17 protein-coding genes are annotated in these 16,525 nt (G+C 33.0%); 12 read left to right on the top strand and 5 right to left on the bottom strand.

The features are described 5' to 3' along the window. Positions 1-15: 15 nt before the first annotated feature. From EUC40_RS14495 to ltrA, 4 genes are all read left to right on the top strand, one after another. A complete protein-coding gene (locus EUC40_RS14495) occupies positions 16-486 on the top strand; it encodes a DMT family transporter (RefSeq protein ID WP_000579000.1) in 471 nt (156 codons plus the stop codon). Between the two features lie 84 nt (positions 487-570). After that, complete coding sequence (locus EUC40_RS14490) at positions 571-1,464, top strand: alpha/beta fold hydrolase (protein WP_156575785.1); 894 nt, start codon at positions 571-573, stop codon at positions 1,462-1,464. 632 nt (positions 1,465-2,096) lie between these two features. Next, positions 2,097-2,294: a hypothetical protein gene (locus EUC40_RS27275; RefSeq protein WP_167520153.1), complete on the top strand. Its 198-nt coding sequence runs from the start codon at positions 2,097-2,099 to the stop codon at positions 2,292-2,294. Positions 2,295-3,012: 718 nt separating this feature from the next. Then, positions 3,013-4,659 carry a group II intron reverse transcriptase/maturase gene (ltrA, locus tag EUC40_RS14485; RefSeq protein WP_001097732.1) on the top strand — a complete coding sequence of 549 codons (1,647 nt, stop codon included), beginning with the start codon at positions 3,013-3,015 and terminating at the stop codon, positions 4,657-4,659. A 373-nt stretch (positions 4,660-5,032) separates the two neighbouring features. Here ltrA and EUC40_RS14480 read toward each other — a convergent pair whose 3' ends face one another. Both EUC40_RS14480 and EUC40_RS14475 read right to left on the bottom strand, forming a co-directional pair. Further along, positions 5,033-5,854: a class I SAM-dependent methyltransferase gene (locus tag EUC40_RS14480; RefSeq protein WP_156575784.1), complete on the bottom strand. Its 822-nt coding sequence runs from the start codon at positions 5,852-5,854 to the stop codon at positions 5,033-5,035. 33 nt (positions 5,855-5,887) lie between these two features. Further along, positions 5,888-6,328, bottom strand: a complete 441-nt coding sequence (locus EUC40_RS14475) for a MarR family winged helix-turn-helix transcriptional regulator (RefSeq protein WP_156575783.1) — start codon at positions 6,326-6,328, stop codon at positions 5,888-5,890. A 532-nt stretch (positions 6,329-6,860) separates the two neighbouring features. Between EUC40_RS14475 and EUC40_RS14470 the strand changes: the two genes are divergently transcribed. Then, positions 6,861-7,271 (top strand): GNAT family N-acetyltransferase, encoded by a 411-nt coding sequence (locus tag EUC40_RS14470; RefSeq protein WP_071709636.1) that lies wholly within the window; start codon positions 6,861-6,863, stop codon positions 7,269-7,271. 106 nt (positions 7,272-7,377) lie between these two features. On the opposite strand, the gene EUC40_RS14465 is transcribed toward EUC40_RS14470, so the two are convergent. Further along, positions 7,378-7,995: a TetR/AcrR family transcriptional regulator gene (locus EUC40_RS14465; RefSeq protein WP_000436010.1), complete on the bottom strand. Its 618-nt coding sequence runs from the start codon at positions 7,993-7,995 to the stop codon at positions 7,378-7,380. 123 nt (positions 7,996-8,118) lie between these two features. Here EUC40_RS14465 and EUC40_RS14460 point away from each other — a divergent pair, with 123 nt between their 5' ends. Continuing rightward, complete coding sequence (locus EUC40_RS14460) at positions 8,119-10,350, top strand: MMPL family transporter (RefSeq protein ID WP_156575782.1); 2,232 nt, start codon at positions 8,119-8,121, stop codon at positions 10,348-10,350. Positions 10,351-10,393: 43 nt separating this feature from the next. Here the strand turns inward: EUC40_RS14460 and EUC40_RS14455 are convergent, their stop codons facing one another. Further along, positions 10,394-10,576, bottom strand: a complete 183-nt coding sequence (locus EUC40_RS14455) for a DUF4021 domain-containing protein (RefSeq protein WP_098915716.1) — start codon at positions 10,574-10,576, stop codon at positions 10,394-10,396. A gap of 200 nt (positions 10,577-10,776) precedes the next feature. Between EUC40_RS14455 and catA the strand changes: the two genes are divergently transcribed. From catA to EUC40_RS14435, 4 genes are all read left to right on the top strand, one after another. Further along, on the top strand, positions 10,777-11,427 hold the full coding sequence (gene catA / locus EUC40_RS14450; RefSeq protein ID WP_071709639.1) for a type A chloramphenicol O-acetyltransferase: 651 nt from the start codon (positions 10,777-10,779) through the stop codon (positions 11,425-11,427). Positions 11,428-11,619: 192 nt separating this feature from the next. Beyond that, complete coding sequence (locus tag EUC40_RS14445) at positions 11,620-12,150, top strand: GNAT family N-acetyltransferase (protein WP_156575781.1); 531 nt, start codon at positions 11,620-11,622, stop codon at positions 12,148-12,150. 20 nt (positions 12,151-12,170) lie between these two features. Then, a complete protein-coding gene (locus EUC40_RS14440; RefSeq protein WP_156575780.1) occupies positions 12,171-13,097 on the top strand; it encodes a GNAT family N-acetyltransferase in 927 nt (308 codons plus the stop codon). Positions 13,098-13,234: 137 nt separating this feature from the next. Continuing rightward, complete coding sequence (locus EUC40_RS14435) at positions 13,235-13,744, top strand: GNAT family N-acetyltransferase (protein WP_000405099.1); 510 nt, start codon at positions 13,235-13,237, stop codon at positions 13,742-13,744. A 42-nt stretch (positions 13,745-13,786) separates the two neighbouring features. Here EUC40_RS14435 and EUC40_RS14430 read toward each other — a convergent pair whose 3' ends face one another. Beyond that, positions 13,787-14,674 (bottom strand): DMT family transporter, encoded by an 888-nt coding sequence (locus EUC40_RS14430; protein ID WP_156575779.1) that lies wholly within the window; start codon positions 14,672-14,674, stop codon positions 13,787-13,789. A 138-nt stretch (positions 14,675-14,812) separates the two neighbouring features. Here EUC40_RS14430 and EUC40_RS14425 point away from each other — a divergent pair, with 138 nt between their 5' ends. Together EUC40_RS14425 and EUC40_RS14420 are read left to right on the top strand one after the other, a co-directional pair. Then, complete coding sequence (locus EUC40_RS14425) at positions 14,813-15,406, top strand: helix-turn-helix domain-containing protein (RefSeq protein ID WP_341874034.1); 594 nt, start codon at positions 14,813-14,815, stop codon at positions 15,404-15,406. Between the two features lie 35 nt (positions 15,407-15,441). Further along, positions 15,442-16,389 (top strand): hypothetical protein, encoded by a 948-nt coding sequence (locus EUC40_RS14420; protein ID WP_156575777.1) that lies wholly within the window; start codon positions 15,442-15,444, stop codon positions 16,387-16,389. Positions 16,390-16,525: the final 136 nt, after the last annotated feature.

Raw genomic sequence — 16,525 nt, 5'->3', positions numbered from 1 at the left:
AGGGAGAGAAAGATTATGATTGGATTTAGTTTAGCTATATTTGCTGGAGTATTAATTAGCTTACAATCTGTGTTTAATGCAAAAGTGAATGAAAATGTGGGACAGTGGTTAACAACTGCATGTGTTCTTGGAGTAGGTCTCATAAGTTCGGTTTTATTTTATATCATTACAGAGAACAGTATTAGCATTAAATTTTATACTACAAATTATTTATTTTACGTAAGTGGATTGTTTGGCATTGGATTAATTATTTGTATAATGGGTGCAATAAAGAGTTTAGGTCCAGCGTATACGGTGCTAATTAGCCTTATTACTCAATTGGTCGTTGCCTTATGCATTGATTCATTCGGATTATTTGGAATGGAGAGCATTCCATTACAAATAAATAAATTAGTTGGCATAGGTCTATTAATTGTCGGGGTAGGAATTTTTAAAAATCTATTTTCGAATAAAAAAGATATCCATATAAATGAGGATAGTGTCTAAAGAATATAAAGGGAAAAAGTGTTAATGGTCAGAACTTATACATTTAGATAGTAATAAGTGAGCGATAAGGAGAGAGAGAAATAAATGATCCAGTTTATGTTGCAAGATGGTGTACACTATTTGAAAATCAATGGGATTTTGCATTGGTGTAAAGTTGCAGGGAGAGCTCATAATACAGTTCCTCTTATTATTGTACATGGTGGTCCAGGTGGTAATCATTATGTATTCGAAAGAACACTTGGGTTGAGGTTAGAAGGAAATAGGACTGTTGTTTATTATGAACAAAGAGGATGTGGACGAAGTGAGGCACCACAAGATGATGGTGAGTACTCAATCAATACTCTAGTTGAAGATTTAGAGGAATTAAGAAAGCAATTAAATGTAGAGAAAGTAAATTTGTTAGGATATTCTTTTGGTGGACAACTTTGTTTAGAGTATGCTTTGAAATATCCGAAAAACATTGAAAAAATGGTATTACAAGCACCATTATTAGATGATTTTAATGATATGTATACGGTGCAGATAGAAGGTTTTCTACAAATAACGAAAGGAGAAATGAAAGAACAAATATCGAAAATAAGTAAGTCGGAAATTGCGTTAAAAGAAAAATACAATCAAGTTTGGAGTATAGTTGATACAGTAACTATAGATCGATTATTGTTTAAAAATGAAGAATTTGCAAAGTTAAATCGCAGTCTTTGGAAGGAAAGTAAGTTAAGTAATACAGGGAAGATGAGTAAAGTTATTTTTGAAACAAAATCACCTTTACCGCTTATTGGGCGCATTAAAGATTTAGAAATTGATACGTGTGTCATAGTCGGGGCGCATGACTATAACACGGGTGTAGGAATGAGTAATAGAATAACGAGACAATTGAAAAATAGTAAACTTGTTATATTTGAAAATAGTGCGCATTTCCCAGATATAGAGGAGACGGATAAAGTATGTGAAACGATTATTGAGTTTTTGGAACGATAGGGGAATCGCTAGCATTTTGGAAAATCCTCACGCTAAGAGCATACGGAATTTTATACAGCTTTTTGGTTAATTCAGTAACAAACAAGAACCCTAAAACCGAGCCAGGATAGGAATGTATAAAAAAATGCATAGATCCATAAAACAAAAAAAGGAGGCCCCCTTGTGAGAGTAGGGTTCCACCTTTTTTTTGCTACCGATAATGAGACGGTATGTTAACCAAGCATGTATAGGATATACAAGAAAACTTTTTTATATGTGTATTATCTAAATGATATAATTGAGAAGAGGGAGGTGTATGTATGAAAAAGGGTTCTATAAGAAGAATATTTCTGAAGGAATGGGCGTTCACTCTGGTACTGATAGCAATTTTCCTTAATGTTTATATCCAAAAAACAGGTATAACACACATTTCCCTGCTCAAATTACTGTTTATTCCCGCTATCTTTATCATTGCTCATTTCATAGATAAGAAATTTGCAAAGTATGCAAGTTAAGCATAGAAGAGGGAGCACCAACATCTCACGAATTTTGTACGCTAAGGCATAACGTAGTCATTGATTGAAAATATTTCGTAGAATTTTATAAATGTAGAAATCCACGAGGAATATTCTTTAAAGGAGAGTGATTACTTTATGTTAAGGGAATTGATAAATAAGGTAAAAGAACCTAAATGTATTCATATATATAACTTTATTAAAACTCAAGATAGTGAAAATTTTAAAACGGGACAGATCGGTACAGCTAGTTTTTATAAGTGTGAAAAGTGTGGAAAGGAAAAAATTGAATATAAATATAACAGTGATATAAATAGTGACTATTGGAATATATAAAGTAAATTGTTTAATGAAACGGAGATTTATTAATATTAATTATTCGTTATCCAAAAATGAGCAAGGGATTGCTGCAATATTAAAAATTAGCTTCCAATAACGATAATTATGGTGCGACAAGAAGTCGCATTCCCACAGGGTAGCTTCTGCTACTAGATTAGATGCAAAGTCTATCTCCATCCGAAACTGCGGACTTGGTAACGGGCTCGTGGGTTGCATGAGGAAATGTGGAAACAGAGAGTCTGTACATGACTCGGAATACCGCTAGGAGAAGACAGGTACGGTGAACGAGAGTGAAGGCTCGTAAGCTTCGTAATCGTTAGCTTGGGATAATGTACAGCTCTACCCAGGTCTTGATAAGAGGAAAGGCATTCTCATAATACTGCCGCGTTGCATCCCGCAACTTATCCGGAGTAAAGAGTCCACCTAACCCTGTCGTATCTGTGGAATGTGAAACTTGGTAAGCCCTATGTCATCTGCGCAAGCAGTAGGATGACTGTAAAGTCAAACGATGTGGCAGAGGGTAAAGGATATAAGAGAAAGCAAAAGCCGCTAGCCGAAAGGAAACAGGAAAGCATAGAAATATGTATAACTGAGCGGATATTGTCGTCCTTACGGACAAACCCATGACAAGCCTGAAAGGGAGCCCACTTCTTATAGGTCTTCAACATGGAAATACATTTGTAAGTTATCTTCTGACGAATAGGAGCGTGCAGTTATGAACACCTCAGAACGAGCGTCGGCGCACGTCTCGTATACAAACTGGAAAGCAGTTCAGATGTATGTGACGAAGTTACGACAAAGAATTTACCGTGCCGAACAGTTACAGCAACAAAGAAAGGTAAGAAAACTTCAACGCTTACTCATGAGAAGCGAAGCAAACTTACTGTTATCAATTAGACGAGTAACACAGCAGAATAAAGGAAAGCGAACAGCAGGTGTTGATGAACATACAGCCTTGAGTCGCAGAGAAAGAAATCTTCTCTATGAGCAACTCAAAAAGTTAAATACGCTACAACACCGACCAAAACCAGCAAAACGTATATACATTGTGAAGAAAAACGGAAAATTGCGACCGTTGGGCATCCCAACTATAAAGGATAGGGTATATCAAAATATAGTGCGAAATGCCCTTGAACCACAGTGGGAAGCCAGATTTGAAGCTATTTCTTACGGGTTTCGTCCTAAGCGAAGTACCCATGATGCCATACGAAGCATTTTCAATAGAATCAACGGGGGCACAAAGAAGAAATGGATATTTGAAGGAGATTTTCAGGGCTGTTTTGATCATCTCAACCATGAGTGGATACTCAAACAAACTTCTTACTTCCCAGGAAGAAAACTATTGAAGCGATGGCTCAAGATGGGATACATGGAGCAAAGCTTTTTCGCGGAAACGCAAGAAGGTACTCCGCAAGGAGGAATTATCTCGCCACTTCTCGCTAACATTGCCCTTCATGGAATGGAAGAAACCTTGGGAATTACTTACAAGAAAAACTATAAAGCTAATGATAGTTATATTATGAATCCTGCTTGCAAATTTACCCTTATCCGTTACGCAGATGATTTTGTGGTCTTAACGGAGACAAAAGAACAAGCACTCTCTGTATATATGAGACTTCGTCCCTACTTAAAGGACAGGGGATTGGAATTAAGCCCTGAAAAGACGAAGGTTACACATATTGAGGAAGGATTTGAGTTCCTAGGATTCTTGATTCGGCAGTACCAAACTGAACAGGGGAATAAACTGTTCATCAAACCAAGTAAGGGCAGTAGACAGAAAGCGAAGAAGAAAATTGGAGATACTTTACGTGTCATGAGGGGTCAACCCATCGGAGAAATCATCCGAGTGCTTAATCCTATTATCAGAGGATACGGGCAATACTGGAAACATGTCGTTTCTAAGAAAATCTTTGGTACAATGGATAGCTATATCTATTGGAGAATCGGCAAACATCTTCGACAGCTCCATCCAAAGAAGTCGTGGAAATGGATATATGCAAGATATTACAGGCATCCACATCATGGTGGAAATGCTTGGACACCAACCTGCCCGAAAACAAATATCCAACTCTTACATATGTCATGGATTAAGATTGAGAGACACAACATGGTGAAATTCAAAAATAGTCCTGATGACCCAACATTGAAAGAATACTGGGAAAAAAGAGACCGTAAGGTATTTGATACGGAAAACACGATGGATAGAATGAAGCTGGCTAGAAAACAAGGTTACCGCTGCGCTATCTGCAAAACTCCACTACAAAACGGGGAAAAGGTAGTCGTAAAAGACATGCCTGTTCCGCAACACCTCATATTGTCTAATTTAAACTTAAAATTAGTTCACTTACCTTGCCTATACTAAAGGGACTGAAATCGGATAAAAAGAAGGCTTGAGCCGTATGATGGGAAACTGTCACGTACGGTTCTGAGGGGAGTTGGGGGCAGCGATGCCCCCCGCTTACCCGACTAAATAAGCTGTCCGTATGGGCAGCTTATTGTGATTTTTTATTTAGCTTGTTTTTCTTCAATCATGCACTGGATTCTCATAGGAAATTGTAGTGTGATGAAACTTTTGATTTTGACATATTTCAAATTCTTAGCTAGATGGTGATGAACCGATCCCCATAATAAAAAGGCAGGAACATTTTGTACATATCAAATATGTCCTGCCTTTGATTTTATTAAGTTTAACATCTATGCCCTAAATTAAAATTTATTAAGGTCTACTTTATTTATTATTTTTCGAACCGCAAATGAACAAATTTCAACATTTTTATTAAGTTTACAATTTTTATCATTATACGTGTGCTTCCATCCCAATCTTTATTTGTAGGTATATCTTTAAAGAACGGGGAACAATTTAACACTTTTATGTTAGATGACCATTTTTCTATTATCTTTGGATTGTTTACGTAAAAATACATCATAGCACCGTTATTACCAGATTTTTTTACAGTAGAATTCGAAAGCTTCAATGCGAATTTTGATTCAGCATCAAAATATAATTCTCCTCCAGGAAACCGGTTTGACATAGCGACTATGATTTCTTTTAAATCTTCTTCTTTAAAGTAATAAAACACACCTGCTGATATAAAAAGAATACCATCGTTCGGATCATATTTTATATCGTCAAACCAAGAAGTATCAAAAAAGGATTTAGAAATGCTAATATTTCTCGGTGTATCTTCAATTAACGTTTTTCGAAAAGAGATTGCGTTGGGTAAATCAAGGTTATACCAGTGTATTGTACCATTATCAATTCTTGAAAAAGTAGTGTCTAGTCCAGAACCGATATTGACAATAGTAGCATTCGGATGTTTTGTTATAAATCTTTTTATCGTATCGTCTATTTTTCGTGCCCGGGTAATGTATGTGATACATCCGTATTCACCAAAGGTATTTGCTATTGTTGAAAAGTTAAAATCACATTCTTTAATAATCCGAATAGCTTCTGTATCATCTAAAATATCCTTGTTTTTCTCACTACCATATGCTCGCCCCCAGAGCGGAATAAGCATCGTACCTTGTACGGATTGTAAATCTAATTCTTTAACCATGAAACATCCTCCGTTTAATAATAAACAATATATTTAGTCGTTATTTAACATTTTTGAAAGCATTCTATTTGTTTTATATAGTCCATAAGTTAAATCTCGTTGCTCTTCTTCAGATAATTTATCGAGATTAACTGTGAAATTATTATAAATTTGTTTCCACCTCTCATAGTGTACCTTTTCAGCTTTTTCTGTCAGAGAAATTAATATAGCTCTTTTGTCTATAGTATCTTGTTTTTTTACAATATATCCGTTTAATTCTAAGTTACGTACTGTCACACTTAATTGTTGCTTAGGGATGTTTAAATAACTAGCAATCATTTTTAAATTTACAGGCACCTTTTGTTGAGCGATATACTCCACTACATGTTGCTCCAAATGTGTAAATTCAGAGGATTTCTCCGATAGTAATTTAAAAGTACCTGACATGTTTAATAATAAATTCATGTATTCGTTTAATAATTTTTTATGGGACATTGTTTTCTCTTCCTTTATGGATTTAGTCATTATTTTATTACTAATTTAACTATAAATCAATTAATTTAATTTAATATGGTAAATTTTCATTTACTAATTTGTCGTTTTTGAATTTATGTGGACTGAAGTGGATGTGTTTGAGTAGTTGTTTTAGGAAAGGAGAATATGATCGAAAATAAAATATTACTAAACGTATATAACTAATGAATATAATGTCTTTTTCAGTTATTATGTTGTAAATCATTTTATGATAAAATCTATTACATAATTTAATAAAGGGGTAGTATTTTATGGGTTATTTCTCAAATAGTTTATTAGTTTTGTTCGTTCTTATCGTATGTAGCTGTATGATTTTTGGTTGATAATATAATGGTAGTTTTATATAAAAGAAGTTAACTGTGGTGAGGTTAACTTCTTTTTATTATATGTTGAGAAGGAATTATATTGTTCTTATGGAAGTTTGTTTAAGTTCATTTCATATTAAGGGTAATTTTACGAAATACAAACAAACGAGAGAATAAGGAGTATTCACATGAATAATAGTATAAGCTACACAATTGAACACCCAACAGACTTCAATGGATTATTAGCGTTATATGAATCTTTAGGATGGAATTCTCTTAAATTAACGGTTAACGAGTTAGAACGAATGTGTAAACAAAGTTGGTATGCAATTTATGTTTTTGATGATAAGAAGTTAGTAGGGATGGGGCGTGTCATATCAGATGGAGTCATAACAGGCATTATTTGTGGAGTTGGTGTATTGCCAAAATATCAGTCTAGTGGCATCGGAAAAGAAATAGTGAAACGATTAATCCAGCACTGTGAACAACATAAGGTTATTCCACAACTTATGTGTGTAGAAAAATTGCAACCTTACTATGAAGCTATCGGATTTGAAGCATTCTCGATTGGAATGACAAAACATATGAAAAGATGCTAAAAAACAATCTAATTATTACATGCATTTACAATCTTAATAAATAATAAACGAGCATGTTTGAAATTATTTCAAGCGTGCTCGTTTATTAAAGGAAATTTATTTAATATTAATGATTTAACCCGTTCCAATAAAAAGATACGATTTCTTGTGCTAATTCATCTATATTTGGAAGAATAGGATTGTGATTTTCATCTTTAAAATTCCCGATTGATAATAAAGATACGAAAGCATGAGCGGCAAATTTGGCGTTTCTTTTCGGGATTTCTCCAATTTGCATTGCATTATCGATTGCTTTTTCTAATACTTCATACATGCTGTCTTCAGCCTCTTTTAATTCTTTCAATTGCTCTTCAGATAACGATAGTTTTGCATCTTTCATGAAATTCTTCATATCAATATCCATCGTTGCATGTAAATAGACTTTAGCGAAGTCCAATAATCTTTCTTCTAAAGTCTTATTTGTAGAGAGTATTTGAGACATATTTTCTCGTATACGCACCATCATTTGAATCATAGTAGCGGTAAATAAATCGGCTTTTGTTGAATAATAATAGTAGACGGTTGCTTTCGTAACACCGCATTCCTTCGCGACCTCATCCATGGAAACTACTTGATAATTTTGAGTAAGAAATAATCGAGTTGCAACTTCTAAAATTAGTTCTTTTGTAGATTTTGTATTTTTATTTTGACGAGGCCTTCCAAGAGGACGTTGTTTTTGTTCCAAATTCATTCGCTCCTGACATGTATTGTTAAGATAATTATAACACAAATTTTTATTCATTCTTGATTAATTAACCGACCAGTATATATAATTAATAATGGAGGAAAAAAGGAAGGTGGGTTTTTTATGAAAAAGCACCCGTTACATATGTTAGGGAGACTTGTAGCAGGGAAAAATACGCAATGGATAACTTTATCGGTTTGGGTCCTTATTACATTATTACTTTCATTTACGTTACCACAAGTAAATAATACGAAAGAACCGAATCCGAAAAATTTACCTGAAACTGCTATGTCGCAGCAAGCTGAAGCATTAATGAAAAAAGAATTTCCGAATAATGCAGGGAATCCGTTATTAGTAGTATGGCATAGAGATGGTGGACTACAGTCAAAGGACTATAAGCTCATACAGGATGTTTATAAAGAGTTAAAGACTAATCCTTTAAAAGAACAATCAATGTTACCACCATTTGATACAATACCGGAACAAGTATTATCAAAAAGCGCATCAAAAGATGGTACATCTTTTGTTACGCCGGTATTCTTTAATAAATCTGCTGGGACGGATATATTAAAAGGAAATCTTGAAGATTTAAGAAAAATAGTGAATAGTAAGGTGGATGAAGATCCATTTAAACAAAAAATAAACGACTCCGGTTTACATGTTCGCTTATCTGGACCGGTAGGGATTCAAACGGATGCAGTTAGTTTATTTAGTCAAGCAGATGTGAAATTATTAGTTGCTACCGTATTACTCGTATTAGTGTTATTAATTTTATTGTACCGTTCACCGGTTTTAGCAATTTTACCTTTACTTGTTGTTGGCTTTGCATACGGTATTATTAGTCCTACACTTGGTTTTTTAGCCGATCATGGATGGATTAAAGTAGATGCCCAGGCGATATCAATTATGACAGTATTACTGTTTGGCGCTGGAACGGATTATTGTCTATTTTTAATTTCGAGATATCGGGAGTACTTGTTAGAAGAAGAAAGTAAATACAAAGCATTGCAACTTGCGATTAAAGCATCTGGCGGAGCAATAATAATGAGTGCATTAACTGTCGTACTTGGATTAGGAACATTATTACTTGCTCATTATGGAGCCTTTCATCGATTTGCAATACCATTTAGTGTTGCTGTATTCATTATGGGAATCGCTGCTTTAACAATTTTACCTGCGTTTTTATTAATTTTCGGTAGAGCGGCATTCTTCCCATTTATCCCAAGAACAGCTTCAATGAATGAGGAATTTGCAAGAAAGAAAAAGAAGATAGTAAAAGTTAAAAAATCAAAAGGTATCTTTAGTGAAAAACTTGGAGATGTTGTAGTACGAAGACCGTGGACAATAATTATGCTCACTGTATTTATATTAGGTGGATTGGCTTCATTTGTACCACGTATTCAATACACGTATGACTTATTAGAATCGTTTCCAAAAGATATGCCTTCACGCGAAGGGTTTACGTTAATTAGTGATCATTTTTCAGCTGGAGAACTAGCACCAGTAAAAGTTGTTGTTGATACGAAAGGAAAAGAGCTTCCTATTAAACAGGAATTAGAGAAATTTTCTTTCGTAAAAACAGTGAAAGATCCAAAAGAGGGTAAAGAAAATAAGCAAATTAAAATGTACGAGGTGTCTTTAGCTGAAAATCCATACTCAATTGAAGCGTTAGATCAAATCCCTAAATTGAAAAACAGTGTAGAAAAAGTATTAAAAGATGCAGAGATTAGTAATGCTGAAGATCGACTATGGATTGGTGGAGAAACGGCTTCATTATATGATACAAAGCAAATTACAGAACGTGATGAAGCAGTTATTATTCCAGTAATGATTAGTATTATAGCTTTATTGTTACTTGTTTACTTACGATCAATTGTTGCGATGATTTATTTAATTGTAACGGTCGTTTTATCATTCTTCTCGGCATTAGGAGCAGGATGGATATTACTTCATTTCGGTATGGGAGCACCGGCTATTCAGGGTGCAATACCGTTATACGCATTTGTATTTTTAGTTGCTTTAGGTGAAGATTATAATATCTTTATGGTTTCAGAAATATGGAAAAACAGAAAGACACAAAATCATTTGGATGCAGTAAAAAATGGTGTTATACAAACAGGTAGTGTCATTACATCGGCAGGTTTAATTTTAGCAGGAACTTTTGCGGTGTTAGGTACGTTACCAATTCAAGTTTTAGTACAATTTGGTATTGTAACAGCAATCGGTGTATTACTAGATACATTTATTGTAAGACCATTACTTGTACCGGCAATTACAGTTGTTTTAGGCCGCTTTGCTTTTTGGCCAGGAAAACTTTCAAGAAAGAATGAAGAAATCCCAAAAGTGGATGCATAGTTGAAAAAGCCAAGGATACTTTCCTTGGCTTTTTTCAATGTAATTAATTTTTTGAAGTCAAATCATCAGTTGCAGCATGATCAGTATCTTCAATATCGGTTTCTGGCATTCCATATAAGCCGTTCATTGCTTGTTCTTCGATAGTAAGATTTACAGTGTTATTATTTTGAATTGGTGTAGCATTTTCGGTAACAGTTTCTTTTTTATTTACATTTTTGTTATTCATGTATGAATCCTCCAAATTTCATTTGATGTATGTATAGTATGTGGATGGATTTCCAGAAATATGTGAATTGATTCTTATAGATGTTATATAATTAAATAAACAATTAGGTTGAAATGTAAACGGTTAGGAGTGAACAATTATGGTGAAAGCAAGGAAATTAGCCTTCTAAAATAAAAAGAAAATTTTAGGAGGCTATTAAAATGAAGTTTCATGTAATTGATAGAGAAAATTGGAATAGAGAGCAGTATTTTGAACATTATTTAAAATTAAAATGTACGTTTAGTATGACAGCAAATGTTGATATTACACTTTTGACAGAGAAAGTACGTCAAAAGGGAATTAAATTTTATCCGACTTTTATTTATATAATTTCGAGAATAATAAATAAACATAAAGAATTTCGAACATGTTTTAATGATGAAGGAGTTTTAGGCTATTGGGAGGAAATGATACCCAGCTATACAGTTTTTCATAAAGATGATAAATCTTTTTCGAGTATATGGACGGATTATTATAGTGATTTCCATATTTTCTATAAAAACTATGAAGAAGATATGAGATGCTATGCTAATGTTCATGGTCTTTTCACGAAAGAAAATATTCCGCCGAATGTATTTCCGATTTCTAGCATACCTTGGACTAGTTTTACTGGATTTAATCTTAATATTAATAATGATGCTGATTTTCTAGTACCAATTATAACTTGTGGGAAATATTTTAATGAAGAAAATAAGGTTATGCTACCAGTTTCATTGCAAGTTCATCATTCGGTTTGTGATGGATATCATGCGAGTCGATTTATAGAAGGTTTGCAGGAATTAAGTCATACTTGCAATGAGTGGCTGAAATAACAACCAATTTTTAATTATATACAATTGAAAATGAATAATAGAAGAGATCATGTTTATATTGCATGGTCTCTTCTATTATTCATTAATACTAAGTAATTGTGGAAAATATAGGGTGATTTGTAGTTTAATAGTAAAGAGAGTGATTAGTGTTAATTTTCTTTGTTTTTAAATATTTTAATAAGGGGAAGTAAAGTGGAATTCGTAAGCATTGAAAAAGATGAGATCCTAATTCATAATATAGCAAATTTATATTGTAAAGCATTTGAGAAAACAAATTTCAATGAAATGATCGAGCGAGTGAAAAGACATATAGAATATGAAGATTTTAAAGGGATAGTAGCAATAAATGATGAAAATGAAATAGTTGGTTTTACGTATGGTTATTGCTCATTAGAAGGACAGTACTATAATCAATTAATGAGAGAAGCATTACATATAGAGAAAGTAGAGGAATGGTTACAAGATTGTTTTGAATTTGTAGAGTTAGCAGTTCACCCAAAATATCAAAAGGAAGGTCTTGGAACGAAATTACATAATAGATTATTAAACGGTATTTCAAATAGAACGAGTGTATTAACAACACAAATAAGCAATGTAAAGGCACGTTCGTTATATGAAAGATTAGATTGGGTAAATATATTGGATCCATTTTATCCAAGTAAAGATGATGTTCCTTATGTAATAATGGGGAAAATATTAAAAACAAAAGTTATTGGTTTGTAAGCATAAAGGGGAAAACAAAAATGACGATAATATCTATAGAAAAAGCTACAATTTTAGACGCAGAAGAGTTAACGGAAATAATGAAAAGAACTTTTGATGAAGAAGTAAAACAATGGTTATGTGGTCAAGATGATGTCATTGATTATAACATTCAACCACCAGGATATTCTTCCGTTGAAATGATGAAATATTCGATTGAAGAATTGGATTCTTTCAAAGTGATAATGGATAAAGAAATAATCGGAGGAATTATAATTACGATCTCTGGTAAATCTTACGGCAGAATCGATCGTATTTTTGTAGATCCTAAATACCAAGGAAGAGGAATAGGATCACAAGTTATAAAATTAATAGAAGATCAATTTATAAGTGTAAGGATTTGGGATCTCGAAACATCGAGTAGACAAATTAATAATCACCACTTTTATACAAAGATGGGCTACCAAACAATTTTTGAATCGGAAGATGAGTATTGTTACGTGAAAAGAATAGAGACGAGCTCAAACAAAGAAAGTGTAGTTAAAAATGAAGATATGGAAAATGGCCAATACGAAAATTGTAACTTGGAAAATACAGAGTATTATCAAGTGAATTTAAAAAATAGTGTATTTGTTGGTAGCAATGTAATGAATATGAATATGAGCAATTGTAATGTAAGTCAATCCAAGTTTAGAAATATTAATTTTAGAAGTTCTTCATATGCAGATTTAAATCTTTCTGGCAGTAAATTTAGTTTGGTGACTTTAGGTGGAGTTCAATTTAAAGATACAAACCTTGGGAAAGAGAAGGCTCCTATTTCATTTAATAGATGTGATTTGGAACGTAGCATGATAAGTAATAGTAATCTTAAAAATATGGAAATAGAAAATTGTGATGTAAACGGTATGAAAATAAATGGTATTCCAATAGAAGATTTGCTGGCATTGTATAATCGAGTAAATAATTAAACAAACCAACAATTAAGGAAAGTTAGTTAGTTGGATGATATATAAATATAATTATATAAAAATAACATAAAGAAATACGAATGAGAAGAGATTTAATATGAGTTATAAGAATGTAGGTCTATATGGAGGGAATGAAAATGGAGATTAACATTAGAGCAGTAGAAATACAAGATGCTAGAGCGATTCATCATATATGTGTACAAGATGACGTTTTACCTTATATGGTTTTTTTACCTAGCATGCGTGTGGACGCTATGGAAAATAGAATTCGAAACTTAGCACCAAATCAATTTGAATTCGTTGCAGAGTATGATGGAAAAGTTGTAGGTTTTATTGGCTTAACCCAAAGTCCGGGACGAAGATCTCATTCGGCTGATTTGTTTATCGGGGTAGATAGCAAATATCATAATAAAGGTGTAGGGAAAGCTCTTCTTACAAAGATGCTTGATTTAGCAGATAATTGGTTAATGTTAGAGAGAGTAGAACTTGGTGTTTTAGAAACAAATCCGAAAGCAAAAGCACTATATGAAAAATTCGGATTTGTAGAAGAGGGGATAAAGGTAGGGAATTTAAAGGCTCACGGAAAGTTTATTAATGAAATTATGATGAGTCGTTTTAGACCGGATGGTTTACTTGTACATAATTAATTGTTAAAAGCATGACAAATCAATGTCATGCTTTTTGGATTGTTATTTGTGATTTGGTAGTTTCGGTTGTAATAAAAATAAGGCTAATCCAATAAAAATGAGTGAGATTCCTAGTGATTGTTGTAATGAAATTGTTTCATTTAAAATAAAATAAGCTAGAATACATGTTCCAATTGTTTCTCCTAAAATACTCATTGAAATTACAGTAGTACTCATCCATTTTAATAACCAATTGAATATCGTTTGTCCTAAAATCGTTGCAATGAAAGCTAATCCTATGAAGGACAACCATGTTTGTGTAGAGTAATGGAAGAAAGATTCTTGCTGCATGTAAGCAAATATACCGAGAAAGCAGGCGCTACTTCCATAACTAATTACTGAATACGGAATAAGTGATAAATCTTTACGAACGTGTTGGCTAATGAAAAAATAAGCAGTAATTATTCCGGCTGCAATAAACGCTAAAATATCTCCGTATAAAGCTTCTCCACTTATTTGGAAATCTTGCCATCCAATGACGATACTTCCTGAAATAGCGATGAAACAACCAAGAACCGCTCCTTTCGTAAACCTCTCCTTGAATAAAAAATAACCACCAATCATTGAGAATAAAGGTTGTAACGTTACGATAACTGTAGAGCTTGCTACAGAAGTATATCGTAATGATTCAAACCATAATACATAATGTGCAGCTAAAAATAGCCCAGATATGAAACCGAATCTCCACTGTTTTTTCGTTAATGTTTTCAGCTCGTTTCGATTATTTTTATTACATATTAGAAATGGTAGTAGAATGATTGCTGCAAATAATAAGCGGTAAAAAGCAATGATTACTGCAGGAGCAGCGGCCAATTTTACAAAAATTGCTGAAGTTGATAAGGCGAATACGCCAAAAAATAAGATGAAATATGAAAGAGTAGATGATTTCAAAGTCTGTCCCTCCGATAGTTTGTTTATTATAATGTAATATTTACGATATAATGTACAAAGGTAAGTATATAAGGGCTAGAAGATGAAAGGAAGTATTATTTGACTTTGTTTATTATGTCAGCACAACGGGAATGAAACATACATTATGATGGACGAAAGGGAGTAGTTATTTTGATTCACTATCGACTTGGACAAACTGTTTTAAGTTATCGTAAGAAAAATAATATGACAATTCGTGAATTTGCTGATTATGCAGGGATTAGTACGTCACTAATTAGTCAAATTGAAAGAGGACATGCCAATCCTTCTTTAAGTGTTTTGGAATTAATAGCGAAAGCATTAAATGTACCACTATTTACACTGTTTATTAACGATATTGATACAGATTCACTCATTTCTAAGAAGAAAGATCGAAAGAAAGTATATAGGGAAAATAGCGATCACATCGTATATGATGTGTTAACACCGGATTTCATGAAAGCACGTATTGAAATGTTAATGATGGATTTAAATAAAAAAGCAAATACAACAGAAAGTCACTATTCACATGAAGAGAAGGAAGAAATTGCTGTTGTTATGAAAGGAGAAGTGTATGTGGAATTAGAAGGAAAAGAATACTTTTTAGAAGAAGGTGATGTTGTGCGTATCCCGCCGAACGTGAAGCATCGCTTCTTGAATAAGAGTGATAAAGTGAATCACATCTTGTTTGTGTTGACACCATCTTTAGGATGAAAATAAATTGAGTTTTATTATGGGGAGATAGAAAGATGAAAAATAATAGTGTTTTAAAAGATGGGCTTTCAATTATATCTCAATGTAAAAAAGAAACAAATGATATTTGGCACGCACATTTCGGAGCAGCTGCAATTGCTAGTTATTTTTTCGTGAAAGATAATAATATTGATGAAGAAACAGCACGTAATATTTATTCGCAAACAAGGATGATGCTGAATAAGCAAAAGATAGGTGAGATTATTAATCATAAAGAAGAAATTGATTTTCAAATTGCCGAGAATATGATTATAAAATCTTTGGAACATACGATTGATGAACTTCATTGGGTGGGCCATAACGTCATTTATGCAGCATTAAGTTTATTAGCTATGCAAGAGTTGCGAAATTGGGGAAATTATCAAGATATTGAGGGGATTACTAACTTGATATTATCGTTTCAAAAAACAATTCCCGGTAGATCATGGATTGGTTTTAAGACGAAAGAAGTAAAGCAATTACGTATTGAGGACGAGATACAAAGTGAATTGAAAAGTCCGAAACAATTATCGAAATTTATTTTAAATGAGCTAACAAAATTTAATATTATTTATCGAGCGGAATCGCATCATGATTTAATTGGGCATATGCTTACTTATTCTCACGCAATCAATATTATGTATGATTTAGGGCATAGAGATATATTTCAACGAGGGATACGTCCACTTTTGAAACTAGTATACGTACTGCGAGCGAGCCAAAAACTCAAGCCGAATACTGAAATAAATTTACACTCACCTATAGATCGATTACCTTTAATCGAATCTAAACGTGCAAATGTATTACCAATTGAAAATATATTTTGGGCAAAAGACTATAGTGAATTAGATTGGGATTTTGGGCATGTCTTTAAATTTTCATATAGTTATTTTGATCATATAAAGAAGGATCCAGAATATAAAGATATAACATTAGAAAAATTTTGTTATATTATAAATTCTTAATGGTATGTGATAATCGGAAGGGACTTAATTTGAGTCTCTTATTTGTTGGTAGTATATTATTTTGAAATTTGTAAGATTTTACATGCTCGTTTTACTTTTACTAATTATGTAAGTAGGCTATACTAAAATACATACA

Origin of the sequence: Bacillus luti, from assembly GCF_009739945.1 — a bacterium.
GTDB classification, from domain to species: domain Bacteria; phylum Bacillota; class Bacilli; order Bacillales; family Bacillaceae_G; genus Bacillus_A; species Bacillus_A luti.
The sequence above is the reverse complement of the archived record's forward strand: the minus strand, read 5'-3'. Positions and strand labels throughout refer to the sequence as shown.

Bases quoted from the DNA above. Each gene is read 5' to 3' on its own strand.
- ltrA (WP_001097732.1), top strand. From the start codon at position 3,013: ATGAACACCTCAGAACGAGCGTCGGCGCACGTCTCGTATACAAACTGG.
- EUC40_RS14420 (WP_156575777.1), top strand. From the start codon at position 15,442: ATGAAAAATAATAGTGTTTTAAAAGATGGGCTTTCAATTATATCTCAA.
- EUC40_RS14475 (WP_156575783.1), bottom strand. From the start codon at position 6,328: ATGTCCCATAAAAAATTATTAAACGAATACATGAATTTATTATTAAAC.
- EUC40_RS14480 (WP_156575784.1), bottom strand. From the start codon at position 5,854: ATGGTTAAAGAATTAGATTTACAATCCGTACAAGGTACGATGCTTATT.
- EUC40_RS14440 (WP_156575780.1), top strand. From the start codon at position 12,171: ATGACGATAATATCTATAGAAAAAGCTACAATTTTAGACGCAGAAGAG.
- EUC40_RS14435 (WP_000405099.1), top strand. From the start codon at position 13,235: ATGGAGATTAACATTAGAGCAGTAGAAATACAAGATGCTAGAGCGATT.
- EUC40_RS14455 (WP_098915716.1), bottom strand. From the start codon at position 10,576: ATGAATAACAAAAATGTAAATAAAAAAGAAACTGTTACCGAAAATGCT.
- EUC40_RS14495 (WP_000579000.1), top strand. From the start codon at position 16: ATGATTGGATTTAGTTTAGCTATATTTGCTGGAGTATTAATTAGCTTA.
- EUC40_RS14490 (WP_156575785.1), top strand. From the start codon at position 571: ATGATCCAGTTTATGTTGCAAGATGGTGTACACTATTTGAAAATCAAT.
- EUC40_RS27275 (WP_167520153.1), top strand. From the start codon at position 2,097: ATGTTAAGGGAATTGATAAATAAGGTAAAAGAACCTAAATGTATTCAT.
- catA (WP_071709639.1), top strand. From the start codon at position 10,777: ATGAAGTTTCATGTAATTGATAGAGAAAATTGGAATAGAGAGCAGTAT.
- EUC40_RS14470 (WP_071709636.1), top strand. From the start codon at position 6,861: ATGAATAATAGTATAAGCTACACAATTGAACACCCAACAGACTTCAAT.
- EUC40_RS14460 (WP_156575782.1), top strand. From the start codon at position 8,119: ATGAAAAAGCACCCGTTACATATGTTAGGGAGACTTGTAGCAGGGAAA.